The organism is Geothrix sp. 21YS21S-2 (assembly GCF_030846775.1).
Taxonomy (GTDB): domain Bacteria; phylum Acidobacteriota; class Holophagae; order Holophagales; family Holophagaceae; genus Mesoterricola.
In genome coordinates this window covers 3,502,757-3,518,884 of sequence record NZ_CP132910.1, presented here as the reverse complement: position 1 = coordinate 3,518,884, position 16,128 = coordinate 3,502,757, and the positions used below count along the sequence as shown (strand labels likewise).

Genomic DNA, 16,128 nt, shown 5'->3' with positions numbered 1-16,128 from the left:
TCCCGGGCCGGCCTCCACTCAGGCGCTCGTGTGGCCGGCGAACGCCAGGCGATCCGGGGTCCGTTCCCGGTCCACGGTCTCAAGGATGCGGTTGTGCGCGTCCACGAAGACCACCCTGGGTTTCCGGGCGGCGGCCTCCTCCTCCGTCATCCAGCCGTAGGCGGCCAGGATGACCAGGTCACCGGCCCTCACATGGTGCGCGGCAGCGCCGTTGATGCCGACCTCGCCGGACCCCTCCGTTCCAGGGATCACATAGGTGCTGATCCGGGAACCGTTGGTGACGTCGTAGATGTCGATCTTCTCGTTCTCCAGGAACCCGGCGGCCCGGATCAGGACCGGATCGAGGGTGATTGAGCCGACATAGTCGAGATCGGCCCGGGTTACTACGCAGCGGTGGATCTTCCCGAGCATGAAATTCCTGAGCATGGCTTCCTCCGGTCCAGGCCCGAAAAGGGGGTCCCGGCCAGCTATGAATAATGGGGCCCTCAGGGCTTTCCGTCCAGCGTTGAACCGCCAACCGCTACGTTTCCCAGCCGCTCCAGGCCGGATCGGGCCTCGGCGTTGCCGGGATCGGCCGCCAGGACGCCTCGATAGGCCTCCCAGGCTTCCGGCCAGCGTCCCGCCCGCTCCAGAGCGGCCCCGTCCGCAAGGCCGAAGTTGACCCGGGCCGTCCGGTTTCCGGGATCGGCCAGCAGGACCGCCTCGAAATGGCCACGGGCCTCCTGGGGCCGGTGAAGGCCCGCCAGCAGCAGGCCGGCGATCATGTGGGCATCTTCGACCATCCCCGAAGCCGGGTCCACTCCAGCCAGGCCCAGGAATTCCTGGAACCTCGCGAGGGCCTCCTCCCGTCGCCCAAGGGCCGCCAGGGCGCGGCCAAGGCGGTAGAGGGCCTCGCCTCCCGGGCGGAGCCGGTGGGCCTCGCGGAAGGAAGCCAGGGCCTCCTCGCGGCGCCCGGCGCTCCACTGGGCCTTGCCCAGCCCCGCGTACGCCTGGGCATCGCCCGGCGACATCGCCAGAGCCCGCCCGTACTCCCGGACTGCATTTTCGGCATCCCCTTCCAGCAAATAGCCCAGGCCAAGGTTCTTTCGCACAAGCGCACCGTCATTGCCCGAGTCCACCGCATGCCGGAAGAGCGCGACGCTGCTCCGCCACGTGGACGCCTGGGCCCAGGCCAGGCAGGAGAGGACGGCCACCACCGCCGTGGAGGCCGCCATCATCACGCGCGGCCGGGTCCGGGCCACCTCCTCCCCGGCCCAGGCCGCCATGCAGAACGGGCCGACCAGGGGGAGGTAGGTGTAGCGGTCGGCCATGGCCTGGATCCCAACCTGGACCAGTCCGATGACCGGCAGGAGGGTGATCAGGAACCAGGCCCAGCCCATCCAAAGGTAGGGCCGCGCCACGCGCGCCCGGAAAGCCGTGGCCGTCACCGCACCCAGGGCGGAAAGAGCCAGGGCGCCCTTCACCGCCAGCCCACCCAGGGGCGGAAAGGGATGGAAGGCGGCGAGTCCGGAGGGCCACACCATCATCCGGAGGTACCCCACCCCGGCGAGTCCCGCATTGGCCAGCCTCACCGGCAGCGGATGGGCCTGGAGGCTGGACAGGCTTCCTCCGGCCCGCTGCGCCACCACGGTGATGGCCGCCATGCACCCCGCCGCCAGGAAGAAGGGCCATTTCTCCCTAATCCGGTCAGCCCACGGCGTGACCGTGCCGCCCCTGCGCAGGGGCCAGGCGTCGAGCAGGAGCATCAGGACGGGCAGGGTCACCAGCATCGACTTGGACATCAGGCTCAGAAGGAAAGCCCCGAAGCTCACCTTGAGCCATGGTCCGCCGGGTTGCTTGCCATGCCGCACATAGGCAAGCAAGGCAAGCATACCGAAAAAGGTGGAGAGGACGTCCTTCCGCTCCGATACCCAGGCCACGCTCTCCACATGGAGGGGATGGATTGCGAACAGGCAAGCTACCAGAAAGCTGGGCCGGGCCTCCGCGGTCATGCCCTCCAGGAGCCAGAACAGCAGGACCGTGTTCGCGGCATGGATCCCGGCGCTCACCAGATGGTGGGCCCCGGCGTTCCGCCCGAAAAGGGTCACGTCCGCCATGTGGGAGAGCCAGGTGAGGGGATGCCAGTTGCCCCCGGTCCCGGTGCCGAAGGCCCACCCGAGCCCGCTCCAGGACAGGCCCCCCAGGACCTTGGGGTTGTCCGTGACGTACAAAGGATCGTCGAAGTTCACGAAGCCGAAGTGGCGGACCTGCCAGTAGACCGCCATGACCAGGAAGACCAGGGCGACCGGACCGAGCCAAGAGGATCTCGGCCAGGTCCGCTCCATCAGGCTTCCAGGTGGCTGATGAACTGCATCGGCTCGCCCGACGGCGTGAGGAGCACGTTGTCGATGAGCCGCGTGCCCCCGACGACCACCGCCGCGCAAAGCGCCGCGGGCCGGAGGACCATGCCCGCGATGGGATCGAGGCTGGAGGGGTCCACCACCTGGCAGTACTGGATCTCGCCCGCGCCCTCCATGCCCTTGCGGGCCAGGGCGGCCAGCGCCGCGGCGTCCCGCTGGCCCCCGTCGAAGGCGGCGGCCGCGGCGAACAGGCCCCGGCTGATGCCCAGGGCCCGGGCCCGCTCGGCCTCGGTGAGGTAGGCGTTGCGGGAGCTGAGCGCGAGCCCGTCGGCTTCCCGCACCGTGGGGGCCACGAGGATGTCCACGGGCAGGTTCAGGTCCTTGACCACCCTCCGGATGATGGCGGTCTGCTGCAGGTCCTTCTGGCCGAAGAAGGCCAGGTCGGGCTGGACCATGTTGAAGAGCTTGGCCACCACCGTGGCCACCCCCCGGAAGTGCCCGGGGCGGAACTCGCCGCACAGGGCATCGGCGATGGGGCCCACGGAGATGGAGGTGCAGAAGCCCGTGGGGTAGACCTCGGCGGCCTCGGGCATGAAGAGGATCGCCACGCCCAGGCGCAGGCAGAGGTTCTGGTCCCGCTCAAGGTCCCGGGGGTACCGGGACAGGTCCTCGCCGGGGCCGAACTGGGTGGGATTGACGAAGACCGAGACCACCGTGGCGTCGCACCGGGCGGTGCTCTGCTTGATGAGCGACGCGTGCCCCTCGTGGAGGTAGCCCATGGTCGGCACGAAGCCGATGCTCTTGTGGCTCTCGCGGAGCGCCTTGAGGGCGACCTTCAGTTCGGAGATGGTGCGGATGATGCGCATGGCTGAAACCTAGCGAGTGGGCTTCCAGGCCCTGACCTGATCCCGTGCGGGTTCTGGAAGCATATAGGACTCTTGGGGTCCTGGGAACCTTCCGGCACGCACATCCTCGCCCCAATGGACCATGGCCTCCGTCAACTTCTCGAAACCATTCATGTATGTCCTGACGAATTTTGCTGAAGGCGTTGGTAGGAGGCCGAGAATATCATGGAATACGAGTACCTGACCGGAACAGCCCGGGCCGGCGCCGATTCCGATCGTTGGAATTGACAACTCCTGGGTGATCCGTTCTGCCAGTTCGGCCGGTATGCCCTCCAGCACCACGCTGAAGCAGCCGGCGTCCTGGATCCGCAGGGCGTCCTCCAGCAGCTCGACGGCCGCCGACGCTTCCCGCCCCTGCACCTTGAAGCCGCCCATGGCGTTCAGGCTCTGGGGGGTGAGTCCCAGGTGGCCCATGACCGGGATCTCCGCCTCCACCAGGGCCCGGATGACCGGCACCCGGCGGGCCCCGCCCTCCACCTTGACCCCCTGGGCCCCGGACCGGATGAAGCCGCCGGCGTTGCGCAGGGAGTCCTCTGCGCCCAGGTGGAAGCTCAGGTAGGGCATGTCCACCACCAGCAGCGCCCGGGGCCTGGAGCGGACCACGGCCTCCAGGTGGTGGGCCATCATGGCCATGGTGACCGGCAGGGTGTTCTCGAATCCCAGGCAGACATTCCCCACGCTGTCGCCCACCAGCACCACGTCCACCCCGGAGGCGTCGGCGATGCGCGCGGTCACGGCGTCGTAGGCGGTGGTCATGACGATCCGGTCCCCCCCGTCCCGCATGCGCTGCAGGTCTGGGACGGTCACGGAACGGCTGGAGGCGGGGGCATGGCTCATGGGTTCACTCTGGGGTTCGGCACCGGGGGCAGGTTGGCCTGGGTGGGGCTCCAGTCTGCCAGATGATCGGATCTGGGAGGCAGGGTGAAGCGCATCCCCGTGGCCTCCACCGCCTGGCGGAAGGCATGGAGGTCGGGCCGGGCCAGGAAGCTCTCCTCGTATGGGGAGGGGAGCCGGGACCACAGCTCCTGCAGGCTGGGCAGGGCGTCCTGGATGCGGGACCTGGCGCCCAGCCGCTCCCCCCGGGCCAGGAGCAGTTCCGAGCTGCGGGTCTCGGCCTCCAGCACCTGCGCGTGGAACTTCAGCTCCCGGGCAAGGGCCACCACCTCGCCCCAGGCCAGCAGGGCCTCCGAGATCACCGCCTCCCCCGTGCCCGACCGGGACAGCAGCAGCGCATGGGCCCGGTGCCACTCCAGCTCCAGCCAGCGCGAGCCGGTGCCCTCGACCGGGCCCTTGAGCCGCTCCAGGTGGACCCAGGCCGATTCGGGAGCCAGGGGGCCCGCCTCCAGGGTCTCGGCCTGGATGTAGCGCAGCCGGGACAGGCGCTCCCGCCAGACGTAGCCCGCCTCGCCGAGGCGGTTGGCGGCCTCCAGGTACAGGCGCCGGGCGTCGCGCCAGGATTCCCTGAACGCGGCGATCTCTCCGCCCAGGAACACCGCCTCCCCCAGTTCCAGGGCCGTGGCCGCCTCCAGGGGGCCCTCCGAGGCCTTGACGAGCAGGAACTCCGCCTGGACGAAGTCGCCCAGGGCCGCCAGCGTCCGCGCCTTCCACGCCAGGGCCCGCGCGGCCAGGGGCCGGTCGCCCATGGCCTGGTACCGGCGCAGGGCGCTGTCGATGTGGGCCAGGGACGGCCCCAGCAGCTGCTGGCAGCTGCGCAGCATGCCCAGGTCCAGGTGGCAGGCCGCCTTAAGCCCGGCGTCGTCCAGGGACCGGGCGAGGCCCAGCGCATCGTTGAAGTACTGCCAGGCGGCCTCCATCTGGCCGAGGCCCAGGTGCGCCTGGCCCAGGGCCTCGGCGACGCCCGCGAGCCTCCTGTGGTCCCCCTCGTGCTCCAGGAAGCGCTTGCCCGCGCCCAGGGAGGCCACGGCGTGCTGGAACTGCGCCCGGTGCCCCTGGACCCGGCCCAGCTCCAGGAGAAGCGCCACATGGTCCTTGTGCCCGGCGCCCGCGCCCTTCTGGGCCAGGAGCGAGAGCCCCTCCTCCATGGCGCGCACCGCCTTGGTGCCCGCGCCCTGGGCCACGTGGAGCCGTCCCAGGGCCAGGCGGAGCCGGGGCTGTTCGGCATGGAAGGGATGGTCCGCAAGGCACGCCGCGGCCATGCGGATGGATTGGTGCGCGTCCCGGAACCTCCGCAGGCGTATTTCCAGGAAGGCCTTCTTGCGATGCAGCCTTGCGGCCTGCTCCTCCTCGTCGGCGCCCGGGCCGGGCTCGCCCAGGGCGCGGATGGCCCGGTCCAGGGCCTCCCAGGCCAGCTCGTACGGCGAGCGCTCCCCGGCGGACTCCCAGGCCACGTGCTCGCCCCCGGGGCCCAGGGTCCACGCGTCGGAGAGGAACTCCCAGAGCCTGGCCTGCTCGCGCGGGTCCGGCCCCAGGTCCAGGGCCTCGTTCACCACCTCCTGGGCCTCCAGGGGGCCCGGCAGTTCCCGCTCCACGGCCGCGAGCACCTGGGCCAGGGCCGTGCCGCGGTCCTGGGCGCAGGCCTGGAGCCGCACCGCGAGCACGGGCCTGCGTCCCTCCTCCTCCATGGCCCGGAGCAGGGCGCGGGCCAGCCTCGGCAGGTCCCCTGCGTGGCCCAGGACCAGATCCCGCACCTGCGGGCCCGGGATGCGGTAGCGCCCCTCCGCCAGCAGGGCCAGGCGCGCGCCCACCAGCGTCCCCAGCGGCTCCTCCGCGGTGTCGGCGTCCAGGCCCAGGGCCCTGACGAGGGTGGCCTGGTCCAGGGGCGCGTCGGCCAGGGCCAGGGTGCGGACCGCGGCCAGAGCCTCGGGCCCCAGCCGCTCCAGCCGGCCCGCAAGGATGGCCTGCTTGCGGCCCTCCTGGGTGTCCAGCGCCGGGGCCTCCCCCCCGGGGCAGGTCCAGCAGCCGCCGGCCCACACCAGGCGCCCCTGCAGGATGGCCATTTCGAGGATGCCCTGCAGCAGTCCCGGGTTGCCCAGGCAGGCCTGGCAGGCCTCCGCCACGAAAGCCGCGGGAAGGGCGTGGGGCCCCAGGAGGTCGCCCAGGATTTCCGGGAGCCGCGCATCCTCCAGGCGGTCCAGGAAGACGGTGGCGGCGGTGTCCTGGTTGCGCATGGACTCCAGGTAGGACTTCAGCCCCTGGCAGCTGCCCGCGCCCCGGAAGGAAAGGAGCCAGGGCATCCTCGAATGCCCCACCAGGCCCCGGAGCAGGTCCAGGATCTCCGGCGTGACCAGTTCCAGGCCCCTCACCTGGATGAGCCTCGGGTGGTTCGCGTGGGCGTAGTCCAGGGCCCCCACGGCGGCCTCCACCTCCTCCACGTCCAGCTTCCTTTCCGCGAAGCCCGGCCTGCGCCCCCCGCGCAGGAAGGCGAAGGTGGCCAGGCGGCGGGAGAGGGCCTTGGCCAGGGCGGGCTCCGCGGCGTAGAGGTCGGCCTCGAGGCCGGCGATGGCCTCCTGCAGGAGGCGCCCCAGGAATCCGCCGGCCCTTTCCCCGGGCAGCAGCTCGGTGGTGCACACCCAGATGCCCTCGGATTCCGCCGCGGCCGCGGTCCAGTCGCAGAGCCGGTCCTGGCCCAGGCCCTCCTCGCCCTGCAGAAGGAGGACGCGCTCCATGGGCACGCTGGAACCCAGGCCGAACATCAGCGACTTGGTGTAGGTGAGCTCCTGCGAACGCCCCCGGATGGGGCAGCCCGAGGCCTCCACCAGCTCGGGCGGCTGCTCCCAGATGCGCGGGTTCCCGACCCTGCGGGCAGGCACGTCGGGGAGGGCCACCAGCCCGTCGTGCCCCCAGGGCGCCGTGCCCAGCACCCGGGGCACCAGGATGCGCCCCGGCTTCACGCCGATGACCTCGGGTGCCAGCAGGCGCGGGAAGCGGGACCGCCCCATGGCCTCGCGAACCGTTTGGACGAGGCTCTCCCGGCCCGCTTCGTCCTCATCGCCCCAGAGCCGGAGGAAAGGGACCCCGTCCAGCCCCTGGAGGAACCAAGCCGCCTTGTCGTCGAAGCCCAGATGGCAGACCGGCGGATCCGCCGGTTCCCCGAGGCTGAAGCGCTCCAGGAACCCGGCCTTGATGCTGTCCAGGCCCTTGGGGCCGGGCAGCGGTTCCCAGAGCTGGAGCAGGTTGCGGGGGCCGTCCCCGTCCCGCCGCACGACCCACCACGTGCAGCCCTGGCTCCCTTCGGGCACGGGCAGCTCCTGGACCGCCTTGTACCAGCGTCCGTCAAGCCTCCAGCCCCGGCTCACCGGGACCTGCCGCGCAAGGTTGGGGTGGGGAGGGCCATGGGCGGATTCTACCCCGGGCCGGGTGCAAACACGATGGCGGCATCGTGTTTGGACCCGCGCCAGACGCGGCGTTGCGGGCCATTTTTCCTTTGACGGATATGCGAGTGATACGCAGAATCAAATTCATTGCGTGTCACAAGAATGGTTTCAATGTGGCATTAAGTTCCTATAGTTGTGGTACCGAAACCTGGTCATTGCGGAGCGTGCTAGATGGCACAAAGCGTTGAACTTACCAAAAACTGGGACAGCCGGCTGGCCGCGTGGGCGGACGAGGAGCACAGCGCCTCCAGGCGCTTCCTCATCAGCGCCGCCGTCTGGGTCCTGGTGGGAACCCTGTTCGGCCTTGTCGCCGCATCGGAATACTACTGGCCCGACCTCGTGCACAACCTGCCGCAGCTCCAGTTCGGGCGCCTGCGCCCCACCCACGTGAACGTCGTCGCCTTCGGCTTCATTTCCATGGCCAACGTCGGCGCCATCTTCTACGTCATCCCCGAGCTGTGCCGCACGAGGCTCTACAGCGAGCGCTGGGGCAACGTCCTCATGGTGGCCTGGAACGCCGTCATCGTCGCGGGGATCCTCTGCCTCACCAACGGCATCACCGAGGGCCGCGAATACGCCGAGCTCCCCTGGTTCCTGGACATCGCCATGATGGGCGCCCTCATCCTCTACATCGTCCTCGTGTGGGGCACGGTCCTCAACCGCAAGGAGAAGCAGCTCTACGTGTCCATTTGGTACATCGCCGGCACCACCCTCTGGTTCCCCGTGGTCTACCTCATCGGCAACCGGGTGTTCTTCGCCGTGCCCGGCATCGGCGACGCCATCGCGAACTGGTTCTACGGCCACAACATCCTGGGCCTCTGGTTCACCACCAACGGCATCGGCCTGCTGTACTACTTCCTGCCCAAGATCACCCGGAACCCGCTCTACTCCCATCTCCTGTCCATCGTGGGCTTCAGCACCATCGCCATGTTCTACACCCCCACGGGCACCCACCACCTGCTCCAGAGCCCGGTGCCGGAGTGGCTCAAGGCCGTGGCCGTCATCTCCTCCGTGATGCTGCTTGTGCCGGTCATGAGCGTGCTGGTGAACTTCTTCCTGACCATGAAGGGGAAGTGGTCGATGATGGCCACCCACCTGCCCCTGCGGTTCTTCATCACCGCCCTGGGCTTCTACCTGCTGACCTGCTTCACGGGCCCCTTCCAGGCCACCCGGTGGATCAACTGGTACCTCCACTTCACCCACTGGGTGGTGGGCCACGCCCATTTCGCCCTGCTGGGCACCTTCGGGTTCGTGGGCTGGGGCGCCATCTACTACGTCGCGCCACGGGTCTCGGGCCGGCAGTGGTACTCGAGGCGCCTGGCCAACGCGCACTACTGGCTCTCGCTCATCGGCACCATCCTCATGATCGTGGCGCTCACCGTGGGCGGCCTCATCCAGGCCTCGGCCTGGGAGGAGGGCATCCCCGTCTACCGGGGCGTGATCATGGTGGCCCCCTTCATGCTGATGCGGGCCTTCTCCGGGCTGCTCATCGTGCTGGGCCAGGTGCTGTTCCTCTACAACGTGGTCAAGACCCTGGTGTTCGCCGAGGCTTCGGTGGAGGGCCCCCTGGAGGAGCCCGCCACCCTCGCGCCCGCCACCGCCACCGCCCGCGTGCAGAGCTAGGAGTCCATACATGACCACGCAGCGAGCCAACTACCTCTACCCGGCCCTCGGGCTCACCCTCATCATGGCCTCCATCATCTTCGTGGTGGTCCTGGTGCCCCGGTGGACCTTCAAGCCCCCCGAACCCAGGGACCTGCGCGACTACACCGCCCAGGAGCAGCGGGGCCGGGAGATCTACAAGCGCGAGGGGTGCTGGTACTGCCACTCCATGGTGAGCCGCCCCCAGGACTGGGACCACGGCCGCCGCTCCAAGTCCTCCGACTACTACTACGACGCCTACCACCTCCTGGGATCCGAGCGCACCGGTCCCGACCTGGCCAACATCGGCGGGAAGTTCCCGGACCAGTACCACATGCTCCACCACAAGAACCCCCGGTACGTGAAGCCGGGCTCCATCATGCCCCGCTACGACTACCTCTCCGAGCAGGAGCTCACGGACCTCACGGCCTTCCTGCAGAGCCTGGGCCCCAACGGCACCCGCGCCCTGGACGTGAAGGACGGCAAGGCGAAGTACGAGGCCACGGGCGAGACGAAGTGGGCCAAGGTCCGCGACTACACCTGGGAGGGCGGCGACCTGAACGGCGTCACCGAGAAGGTGGCCATGTGGAAGCTGGACGTGGCCCAGCAGCGGGCCCTCAACGAGGAGCTCTACGGCGAGCACTCGGAAGTGCCCTTCAAGTACACCGCCGAGATCGAGGAGCTGATGTACGGCTCCAGCCACGAGGCCGCCAACGCCAAGGGCGCCCTCCAGGGCCTGGCCACCCCCGCCTTCCCGAACAAGGAGGCCCTGGACGAGGCCCGCAACCTGGACCCCGAGGCCCGGGCCTGGGTGGAGAACAGCTTCAAGGAGGGCCAGATCTCGGACAAGAACCGCCTCCTGGCCAACTACGGCAAGGGCCTGTTCAACAACCAGTGCTCCCCCTGCCACGGCGTGGCCGGCAACGGCAAGGGCCAGGCAGCCTTCACCATGACCAAGCGGCCCGCCAACTTCGACGAGGACAAGTTCGCCACCTACACCACGGACGCCTGGTACTGGCGCATCAGCCGCGGCGTGCCCGGCACCCAGATGCCCCGGTGGGAGTACACCCTGGACGCCAACCAGCGGCTCACCCTCACCGCCTTCCTCAAGTACGTCGCCCAGAACAAGGGCCTGGGCAAGCTGCAGGGCAACGAGAGCGACTACGAGAAGGCTCCCGTCCATGCCGCCCCGGCCAAGTGAGGTGCCCATGACCAACGAACCCGGCAAGGACAACCAGGAAGACGAGGACCTCATGGAGGAGGTGTCCGGCACCAAGGTCGGCCACGGCAAGGCCCCCTTCGCCCTCGTGATCATGTACCTCGTCATCCTCATCTGGGCCGTGCTGGCCTGGATCCGGCCCAGCGGCACCTAGGAGCGGTTGATGCGAAAATACCTCCTCCTCCTGCCCATCCTCCTCCTGGCATGCGCCGACAAGGGCCTGTCCACCCGCCGCGGCGCCGGCAAGGACGTCGTCCTCTCGGCTTCTGCCGCCCCCGCGGGGCTGGAGCCCGGCGCCGAGACCCCGTACCCCCTCGGCCTCCCCTCCGCCCTCAAGGGCAGGGCCACCTACACCGCCAACTGCGCCTCCTGCCACGGCACCCTCCTCACGGCCGCCGAAGCCGCCGACATCCGGAAGCAGGCCGCCCTGCCCCCCACCCACGCCGACTACGGCGCGAAGGTGAAGGAGCTCGCCGCCGAGGGCCGGTGGCCCGTGGTCCCCCCCAAGGTCGGCCCCGACTTCACCAGCCGCGCCTGGCGCTTCCAGCGCACCCCCAGCCAGCTGTACCGGCTCATCGCCCACGGCCGCGCCCCGAAGCTGGAGGGCGACCCCTCCCAGGGATTCTTCGAGCACCCCGGCCCCGGCGGCAAGCCCGGCGAAGGCTGGATGCGCGCCATCAAGGACCTGCGGGGCGACCAGCTGGTGGCCACCGGGGACCCGGTCCCGGTGTGGAACGCCGTCTACTATGTCTGGAGCCGCGCCATCGCCGCCGCGAGCCCCACCCAGTTCAAGGACGTGTGGGACCTGTACGGCCAGAACTGCTCGGTCTGCCATGGGGACACCGCCCAGGGCAACGGCCCCCTGGCCCGGACCCTCAACCCGCCGCCCTTCGACTTCTCCAACCGCAAGGCCCTCGCCCAGAGCACCGACGCCTTCCTCTTCTGGCGCATCTCCGAGGGCGGCCAGTTCAAGACCATCCCCGCCTCCGTCCGGGCCTCCATGACGCCCGAGTCGCTCCAGCAGTTCGTCCACCAGTGGTCCGCCATGCCCAGCTGGCGCGGCGTCCTCACCGAAGACCAGCGCTGGATGCTGGTGGACGGCGTCCGCAGCCGCACCTATGAGCACGAATAGGAGATTGTGATGAAGGAGAACCAGCGCCGGCTCTTCCTGAAGGCCATCACGAGCATCCCCATCCTCGGGGGCGCCGTGCTGGCCGCCAGTGCCCTGATCCGGTACTTCAAGCCCACCACCGTCGGGGGCGTCAAGGGCCTGGTGGCCCCCCCCGACGAGGCCGGCAGCAGCATCCAGATCGTGGCCGCCCTGAGCGAACTCACCCAGCCCTGGGACTTCAAGGAGTTCATCTACATCCGGAAATCCGTGGAGTACTCCAGCCGCAAGATCCAGGGAGCCAAGATACCCGGCTTCGTGGTGCGCCTTCCGGACGACCTCGCGGATCCGAAGGATCCCAAGTCGAAGTTCGTCGTCGTGCAGCGCATCTGCCCGCACCTGGGCTGCACGTTCAACTTCGTCAAGAGCCCCGAGGAACTGGCCGGCGGGTACAACTACAAGCCCCCCGCACCCACGCATCCCTACTTCGCGTGCCCCTGCCACCTCTCGGTGTACGACCCCACCCGCAAGACGGAAGTCAACCTCCAGGGACTGCTGCCGGGCAAGGTGGTCTCGGGCCCGGCGCCCCGGCCCCCGCGCACCATGTCCTTCGACATCAAGGACGGGCAGATCCTGATCACCGGCACGGAAGGAGGCGGCGTTGGTTAAGGCCATTCCCTATCTCATCCGGGGCCTCTTCGACGCCCCCGCCACCTTCCTCAAGTGGTTCCAGGAGCGGTGGACGAAGATGGAGCTGTTCGACGAGGGCCGCACCGAACAGGCCAAGTCCAATCCCTGGTACACCCTCGGGGGCATGTGGTACTGGGTCTGGATGCTGGTGATCCTCAGCGGCGTGGTGCTGATGATCTACTACGTGCCGGTCACCGACCAGGCCTACCACTCCATCGAGCGGATCCAGCACAACTGGCGCTGGGGCCCCGTGCCCATCGGCTCCCTCACCCGCGGCCTCCACAAGTACGGGGCGGACGCCTTCATCATCCTGGCCACCATGCGCGTCTACCGCATGTGGTTCACGGGCGAATACAAGCAGGGCAACGAGTTCACCTTCATCATCGCCCTGCTGCTGCTGATCATCGGCATGTATTCCGGCCTCACCGGCTACCTCCTCATCTGGAACCAGCGCGCCCTGTGGGCCACCAAGGTCATGGCCACCTTCCCCACCTACCTGGACCAGAACCCCAGCTGGCTCCCGGGCGGCGATTTCATCAACTGGACCAACCAGGGCAAGACCACCGCCCAGATCCTCCTGGGGGGCACCAGCATCGGTCCGGCCACCGTGACCCGGTTCTACGCCTTCCACTTCATGCTCAGTTTCATCCCGATGATCTTCTTCGAGCTGCGGGTGTACCGCCTGGGCTTCAAGCGCATGAACATCAGCCACTGGGCCAAGCTGGCGGTCTTCGGCGTGATCCTGGCCATCGCCATCATGATCCCCGCGGCCCAGGGCAGCCCCGCCAACCCCGAGGTGACCCCCAACCCCATCCTCTCGGACTGGTACTTCCTGGCCATGTATCACTTCCTGAAGCTCCAGGATCCCTACCTGGCCACCGTGCTCACCGTGGCGATCCCCTTCCTGGTGCTGGCCTCCATGTTCCTGGACCGGCGGCCCGAGCGGGAATGGGGCAAGCGCCAGATCTTCAACTGGATCGGCATCGGCGGGCTCATCTATTTCATCGTCTTCAGCTTCCTCATCCTCAACGGCATCGCCGACCTGCACCGGGACGCGCCGCTGTGGTACTTCTCCATGGGCGGCTTCCTCCTGGCGGGCTACCTCCAGGACTGGGCCTACGTCATGCGGCGGGACCAGAAGCGCTGGTGGGAGACCTTCCACCTCTTCTTCGTGGCCTTCATCCTCGTGTGCATGTCCGCCAACACCCTGTACCACTACTTCGGCGATATCCGGGAGTGGAACGTGCTCGGCAAGACGGAGATGCCCAAGGTCCTGGCCCGGCTGCAGCAGGCCAACCCCCTGGCCACCCCGGACATGGCCTTCGAGTGGCTGGAAAAGAACCGCCCCGGCCTGAACCTCTGGCTCACCAGCAAGAAGGGCCCCGGAAAGCCGCCGGGCATGGAGCTGTGGCTGGTGCACGTGGCCGCCTGGCTCGGGATCATCGCCTCCGGCATCTATATCGGCCTGGGCCGGTGGGGGCGCCGCAAGAAGGCCGAGGAGCTGGCGGCCCTGGCCAAGGCCAAGCCCAAGGCTGCGGGAGCCTGACATGTATTCCCTCCGGCAGATCCAGGCGTGCAAGTGGACCGGGACGGTCCTGGCGGTGGGGGTGCTCAGCGCCACCTTCAGCCGGTGGAACGCCTTCAAGGCCACCCCCACCCCGGGCACCTACGCCGGCATCCTGGCGGCCCTCACCGGCTTCCTGCTCCTCATGATCTCCCTGGCCGTGGTGGTCTACGCGGAGGAGAAGGCGCGGGGGCGCATCACCCGCCCCCGGCCCCTCCTCGATCGCATCGCCGACCGCCTTTTCCTGAAACGCGACGAACATGACCAAGGTTGAGCCCATGCGCAAGCGACCCATCTTCGGTGTGATCTTCCTGCTGACCGGCCTCGGCATCTTCGGGTACTTCATCCTGCACAGCGTGCTCACCGAGGTGGGCCCGCCCCCGGGCGTGCCGGTGCCGGCGCAGATGCGCCTGGAGACCACCAACAAGGAACCCTTCCGCGAATTCGACGTGGTCAAGTGGCTGGGCTGGGCCTTCGTGGTCGCGGCCCTGGCCGAAGTGGGCGCCGCCTACCTGCGCAAGCAGAGCACCACCCTGGACCAGTAGGGGACGACATGTACCGCAAATTCCTGCGCCTCACCAAGAGCCTCACGGTCAGCTTCGAGAAGCTGGTCAACTTCCTCACCACCCAGGAGCACAACCCCCTGTACTTCCACGGGGCGCTCCCCCTCTACACCTTCTGGTTCCTCATCTTCTCCGGGATCCTGCTGTGGATGTACTACATCCCCACCCTGGACAGGGCCTGGTCCAGCGTGAACTACATCTCCGCCCTCCCCACCCCGGGCGACCCCATCAACCTGGCCGCGGGCATCCCCTACGGCGCCGTGGTGCGCGGCATCCACCGCTGGGGCGCGGCGGCCATGATGATCGTCACCCTCCTGCACATGTTCCGGGTCTACTTCACGGACCGGCACCGCGCCTGGCGCTGGCTGCCCTGGGTCACGGGCGTGGGCCTGCTCATCTTCGTGCTCTTCGTGGGGCTCACCGGCTACCTCCTGGTGTGGGACGCCCGGGCCTACTACATCGTCGTGGCCACCCAGCACCTCTTCGACGGGGTGCCCGTCATCGGCGCGGCCCTGTCGAGCTTCCTGGTGGGCGGCGAAGGCATCACGGACTACACCCTCACCCGTTTCCTCTTCTTCCACGTGGGCGGGGCCGTGTTCATCTTCTTCCTCGTGTGGATGCACTTCATCCGCCTCAAGGAACCCGTGGTCACCCCCAGCCGGGCCACCAACTTCCTGCTGCTGGGCTTCATCCTCCTGGCCGCGGGCACCCTGCCGGCCATCAACATCACGCACGAGCTGCTGGCCAAGTACGGCCATGACCCCCGCATCGCCGCGCAGGCCGCCTACATCGCCAGCGACGCCCCGGCCCAGATCGGCACCCTGGTGGAGACCATCCGCTACGACGCCTGGTACATGTTCCCCTACTGGCTCATCCAGAACGTGGGCACCACCTGGACCTGGCTGATCCTGGGCGGCTCCACGGTGCTGCTGTGCGTGGCGCCCTTCTACCCCAAGGACCGCCGGGCCAACATCGCCGAGGTCATCGAAGCCAAGTGCACGGGCTGCACCTTCTGCAGCCTGGACTGCCCGTTCGAGGCCATCACCATGGTGGACCGGGCCCCGGGCAGCAAGTTCAAGCAGATCGCCGTGGTGCAGGCGGCCCGGTGCAGCGAGTGCGGCATCTGCGTGGGGGCCTGCCCCTTCCAGGCCATCGAGCTGCCCGAGCTGCACTCCAAGACCCTGGAGGCCGATCTCCTGGCCCTCGTGAAGAAGGGAGCCTGAATGTCAGAAACCAAGCGCACCATCATCGGTTTCGTGTGCGAGCGCAGCCTCCCCGTGGAGCGCATGCTGGACGCGAACAAGGCCCTGCTGGACGACCCGGAGACCAAGTTCGTCATCGTGCCCTGCTCGGGCATGGTCAAGCCCACGCTCATGGAGGCCGCCCTGGCCAACGGCGCCGACGCCACCTTCGTGTGCGGCTGCGCCATCGGGGACTGCCACTACCGCACCGGCAACCTCATGATCCGCGAGCGGCTCGAAGGCAAGCGCAACCCCAAGCTCCGCAAGACCACCGACCGCCGCAAGGTGGGCATGTTCTTCGTGACCATGAAGGACCGGGTGGCCTTCCTGGAGGCCCTGGCCGCCTTCAAGGCCGGCCTGGACGTCAAACCCGTGCTGGAGGACTAGGATGGCCACCCCCGCCAAGAAGGCCGAGCCCCAGGCCAAGGACTACGTGGTGATGCTCCGCTACCTGCTTTTCTACCTGTTCTTCTTCGGACTGCTCTACCTCGTCGCCCTTTTCGGCGAAGTGGCCGAGAAGTGAG

16 protein-coding genes are annotated in these 16,128 nt (G+C 68.6%); 11 read left to right on the top strand and 5 right to left on the bottom strand.

Annotated features, from left to right (window positions below):
• Nucleotides 1–18: 18 nt before the first annotated feature.
• Genes panD through RAH40_RS15505 form a run of 5 tightly spaced genes read right to left on the bottom strand, consistent with a single transcriptional unit; the run spans nucleotide 19 to nucleotide 7,443 of the window.
• Entirely contained in the window at nucleotides 19–426 is a 408-nt protein-coding gene (panD, locus tag RAH40_RS15525; RefSeq protein ID WP_306598473.1) for an aspartate 1-decarboxylase, read from the bottom strand.
• A 59-nt stretch (nucleotides 427–485) separates the two neighbouring features.
• Nucleotides 486–2,324 carry a tetratricopeptide repeat protein gene (locus tag RAH40_RS15520; RefSeq protein ID WP_306598472.1) on the bottom strand — a complete coding sequence of 613 codons (1,839 nt, stop codon included), beginning with the start codon at nucleotides 2,322–2,324 and terminating at the stop codon, nucleotides 486–488.
• On the bottom strand, nucleotides 2,324–3,205 hold the full coding sequence (gene panC / locus RAH40_RS15515) for a pantoate--beta-alanine ligase (RefSeq protein ID WP_306598471.1): 882 nt from the start codon (nucleotides 3,203–3,205) through the stop codon (nucleotides 2,324–2,326). Before panC ends, RAH40_RS15520 begins: the two co-directional genes overlap by 1 nt.
• A gap of 9 nt (nucleotides 3,206–3,214) precedes the next feature.
• Nucleotides 3,215–4,081 (bottom strand): 3-methyl-2-oxobutanoate hydroxymethyltransferase, encoded by an 867-nt coding sequence (gene panB / locus RAH40_RS15510; protein ID WP_306598470.1) that lies wholly within the window; start codon nucleotides 4,079–4,081, stop codon nucleotides 3,215–3,217.
• Nucleotides 4,078–7,443, bottom strand: a complete 3,366-nt coding sequence (locus RAH40_RS15505) for a hypothetical protein (RefSeq protein ID WP_306598469.1) — start codon at nucleotides 7,441–7,443, stop codon at nucleotides 4,078–4,080. Before RAH40_RS15505 ends, panB begins: the two co-directional genes overlap by 4 nt.
• 306 nt (nucleotides 7,444–7,749) lie before the next feature.
• Here RAH40_RS15505 and RAH40_RS15500 point away from each other — a divergent pair, with 306 nt between their 5' ends.
• The 11 genes from RAH40_RS15500 to RAH40_RS15450 are packed head-to-tail and all read left to right on the top strand — an operon-like array spanning nucleotide 7,750 to nucleotide 16,127.
• Nucleotides 7,750–9,201 (top strand): cbb3-type cytochrome c oxidase subunit I, encoded by a 1,452-nt coding sequence (locus RAH40_RS15500; protein WP_306598468.1) that lies wholly within the window; start codon nucleotides 7,750–7,752, stop codon nucleotides 9,199–9,201.
• 10 nt (nucleotides 9,202–9,211) lie between these two features.
• Nucleotides 9,212–10,420, top strand: coding sequence for a cbb3-type cytochrome c oxidase subunit II (locus RAH40_RS15495; RefSeq protein WP_306598467.1), 1,209 nt, complete (start codon nucleotides 9,212–9,214; stop codon nucleotides 10,418–10,420).
• Nucleotides 10,421–10,427: 7 nt separating this feature from the next.
• Complete coding sequence (locus RAH40_RS15490) at nucleotides 10,428–10,592, top strand: hypothetical protein (protein ID WP_306598466.1); 165 nt, start codon at nucleotides 10,428–10,430, stop codon at nucleotides 10,590–10,592.
• Between the two features lie 9 nt (nucleotides 10,593–10,601).
• Nucleotides 10,602–11,570: a c-type cytochrome gene (locus RAH40_RS15485; protein WP_306598465.1), complete on the top strand. Its 969-nt coding sequence runs from the start codon at nucleotides 10,602–10,604 to the stop codon at nucleotides 11,568–11,570.
• A 9-nt stretch (nucleotides 11,571–11,579) separates the two neighbouring features.
• Nucleotides 11,580–12,215: a ubiquinol-cytochrome c reductase iron-sulfur subunit gene (locus RAH40_RS15480; protein ID WP_306598464.1), complete on the top strand. Its 636-nt coding sequence runs from the start codon at nucleotides 11,580–11,582 to the stop codon at nucleotides 12,213–12,215.
• Nucleotides 12,208–13,782, top strand: a complete 1,575-nt coding sequence (locus RAH40_RS15475; protein ID WP_306598463.1) for a cytochrome b N-terminal domain-containing protein — start codon at nucleotides 12,208–12,210, stop codon at nucleotides 13,780–13,782. The genes RAH40_RS15480 and RAH40_RS15475 overlap by 8 nt, the downstream gene beginning before the upstream one ends.
• A gap of 1 nt (nucleotide 13,783) precedes the next feature.
• Nucleotides 13,784–14,074: a hypothetical protein gene (locus tag RAH40_RS15470; RefSeq protein WP_306598462.1), complete on the top strand. Its 291-nt coding sequence runs from the start codon at nucleotides 13,784–13,786 to the stop codon at nucleotides 14,072–14,074.
• Between the two features lie 4 nt (nucleotides 14,075–14,078).
• On the top strand, nucleotides 14,079–14,345 hold the full coding sequence (locus RAH40_RS15465) for a hypothetical protein (RefSeq protein WP_306598461.1): 267 nt from the start codon (nucleotides 14,079–14,081) through the stop codon (nucleotides 14,343–14,345).
• An 8-nt stretch (nucleotides 14,346–14,353) separates the two neighbouring features.
• The gene (locus RAH40_RS15460) at nucleotides 14,354–15,586 is read left to right on the top strand and encodes a cytochrome b N-terminal domain-containing protein (RefSeq protein ID WP_306598460.1); all 1,233 of its coding nucleotides are present in this window, start codon (nucleotides 14,354–14,356) and stop codon (nucleotides 15,584–15,586) included.
• Complete coding sequence (locus RAH40_RS15455; RefSeq protein WP_306598459.1) at nucleotides 15,587–15,991, top strand: hydrogenase iron-sulfur subunit; 405 nt, start codon at nucleotides 15,587–15,589, stop codon at nucleotides 15,989–15,991.
• A 1-nt stretch (nucleotide 15,992) separates the two neighbouring features.
• Complete coding sequence (locus RAH40_RS15450; protein WP_306598458.1) at nucleotides 15,993–16,127, top strand: hypothetical protein; 135 nt, start codon at nucleotides 15,993–15,995, stop codon at nucleotides 16,125–16,127.
• The last annotated feature ends 1 nt before the right edge of the window (nucleotide 16,128 follow it).

What these genes read in the sequence shown, in the direction of transcription:
- panD (WP_306598473.1), bottom strand. Translation starts at nt 426, where the DNA reads ATGCTCAGGAATTTCATGCTCGGGAAGATCCACCGCTGCGTAGTAACC.
- RAH40_RS15520 (WP_306598472.1), bottom strand. Translation starts at nt 2,324, where the DNA reads ATGGAGCGGACCTGGCCGAGATCCTCTTGGCTCGGTCCGGTCGCCCTG.
- panC (WP_306598471.1), bottom strand. Translation starts at nt 3,205, where the DNA reads ATGCGCATCATCCGCACCATCTCCGAACTGAAGGTCGCCCTCAAGGCG.
- panB (WP_306598470.1), bottom strand. Translation starts at nt 4,081, where the DNA reads ATGAGCCATGCCCCCGCCTCCAGCCGTTCCGTGACCGTCCCAGACCTG.
- RAH40_RS15500 (WP_306598468.1), top strand. Translation starts at nt 7,750, where the DNA reads ATGGCACAAAGCGTTGAACTTACCAAAAACTGGGACAGCCGGCTGGCC.
- RAH40_RS15495 (WP_306598467.1), top strand. Translation starts at nt 9,212, where the DNA reads ATGACCACGCAGCGAGCCAACTACCTCTACCCGGCCCTCGGGCTCACC.
- RAH40_RS15490 (WP_306598466.1), top strand. Translation starts at nt 10,428, where the DNA reads ATGACCAACGAACCCGGCAAGGACAACCAGGAAGACGAGGACCTCATG.
- RAH40_RS15485 (WP_306598465.1), top strand. Translation starts at nt 10,602, where the DNA reads ATGCGAAAATACCTCCTCCTCCTGCCCATCCTCCTCCTGGCATGCGCC.
- RAH40_RS15480 (WP_306598464.1), top strand. Translation starts at nt 11,580, where the DNA reads ATGAAGGAGAACCAGCGCCGGCTCTTCCTGAAGGCCATCACGAGCATC.
- RAH40_RS15470 (WP_306598462.1), top strand. Translation starts at nt 13,784, where the DNA reads ATGTATTCCCTCCGGCAGATCCAGGCGTGCAAGTGGACCGGGACGGTC.
- RAH40_RS15465 (WP_306598461.1), top strand. Translation starts at nt 14,079, where the DNA reads ATGCGCAAGCGACCCATCTTCGGTGTGATCTTCCTGCTGACCGGCCTC.
- RAH40_RS15460 (WP_306598460.1), top strand. Translation starts at nt 14,354, where the DNA reads ATGTACCGCAAATTCCTGCGCCTCACCAAGAGCCTCACGGTCAGCTTC.
- RAH40_RS15455 (WP_306598459.1), top strand. Translation starts at nt 15,587, where the DNA reads ATGTCAGAAACCAAGCGCACCATCATCGGTTTCGTGTGCGAGCGCAGC.
- RAH40_RS15450 (WP_306598458.1), top strand. Translation starts at nt 15,993, where the DNA reads ATGGCCACCCCCGCCAAGAAGGCCGAGCCCCAGGCCAAGGACTACGTG.